The organism is Streptosporangium sp. H16, from assembly GCF_051918855.1.
Classification (GTDB): Bacteria; Actinomycetota; Actinomycetes; order Streptosporangiales; family Streptosporangiaceae; genus Streptosporangium.
Genome location: NZ_JBPXMD010000102.1, coordinates 1 through 1,563, shown reverse-complemented (window position 1 = coordinate 1,563; position 1,563 = coordinate 1). Strand labels below are relative to the sequence as shown.

The window sequence follows — 1,563 nt, the reverse complement described above, 5'->3', positions numbered from 1 at the left end:
AGTCCTTGAGTAGGGCGGGACACGTGAAATCCTGTCTGAACATGGGGAGACCACTCTCCAAGCCTAAGTACTCGTGCCCCGCCCTACTCAAGGACTTTTATGAGACAAGTGGAACACCTTGGAAAGGGTGACCGAAGTGGGTGATAGTCCCGTACACGTAATGCGAATAAAAGTCCTTGAGTAGGGCGGGACACGTGAAATCCTGTCTGAACATGGGGAGACCACTCTCCAAGCCTAAGTACTCGTGCATGACCGATAGCGAACCAGTACCGTGAGGGAAAGGTGAAAAGCACCCCGACAAGGGGAGTGAAAGAGATCCTGAAACCGAATGCCTACAAACAGTTGGAGCCCAAGATTTGTTCTGGGTGACAGCGTACCTTTTGTATAATGGGTCAGCGACTTAGTCTGACGAGCAAGCTTAAACCGGTAGGTGTAGGCGCAGCGAAAGCGAGTCTGAACAGGGCGTTCAGTTCGTCGGATTAGACCCGAAACCAAGTGATCTAGCCATGAGCAGGTTGAAGGTAAGGTAACACTTACTGGAGGACCGAACCCGCATCTGTTGCAATAGATTGGGATGACTTGTGGCTAGGGGTGAAAGGCCAATCAAACTTGGAGATAGCTGGTTCTCCGCGAAATCTATTTAGGTAGAGCGTCGATCGAATACCTTCGGGGGTAGAGCACTGGATGGGCTAGGGGATCTCACCGATTTACCAAACCTAACCAAACTCCGAATACCGAAGAGTACTAATCGGCAGACACACGGCGGGTGCTAACGTCCGTCGTGAAGAGGGCAACAACCCTGACCACCATCTAAGGTCCCTAAGTTATGGCTAAGTGGGAAAGGATGTGAGGATCCCAAAACAACCAGGATGTTGGCTTAGAAGCAGCCATCATTTAAAGAAAGCGTAACAGCTCACTGGTCTAAATAAGGGTCTTTGCGCCGAAAATGTACCGGGGCTAAAGCCATACACCGAAGCTGTGGATTCTTTGGAACCTTCGGGTTCCCGGGAGTGGTAGCGGAGCGTTCTGTAAGCCGTTGAAGAGAGACCCGTGAGGGCTCTTGGAGGTATCAGAAGTGAGAATGCTGACATGAGTAACGATAAAGGGAGTGAGAGACTCCCTCGCCGAAAGTCCAAGGGTTCCTGCTTAAAGTTAATCTGAGCAGGGTTAGCCGGCCCCTAAGGCGAGGCCGAAAGGCGTAGTCGATGGGAACCACGTTAATATTCGTGGGCCTGCGGGTAGTGACGGATCGCGTATGTTGTTCTTCCTTATTGGATTGGAAGGGCTTCGAAGCGGTTCCAGGAAATAGCTCCCGCGTATAGACCGTACCCTAAACCGACACTGGTGGACTGGTAGAGAATACCAAGGCGCTTGAGAGAACTGCGTTGAAGGAACTCGGCAAATTGCACGCGTAACTTCGGAAGAAGCGTGACCCTTATGTACGCAAGTATGTGAGGGTGGCACAGACCAGGGTCACGCTTCTTCCGAAGGAACTCGGCAAATTGCACGCGTAACTTCGGAAGAAGCGTGACCCTTATGTACGCAAGTATGTGAGGGTGGCAC

The 1,563-nt window shown here is 51.6% G+C and carries 1 rRNA gene; it reads left to right on the top strand.

Annotated features, from left to right (window positions below):
- Nucleotides 1-1,563: ribosomal RNA gene (locus tag ACTOQ2_RS43815) — 23S ribosomal RNA — on the top strand; the annotation flags it as partial.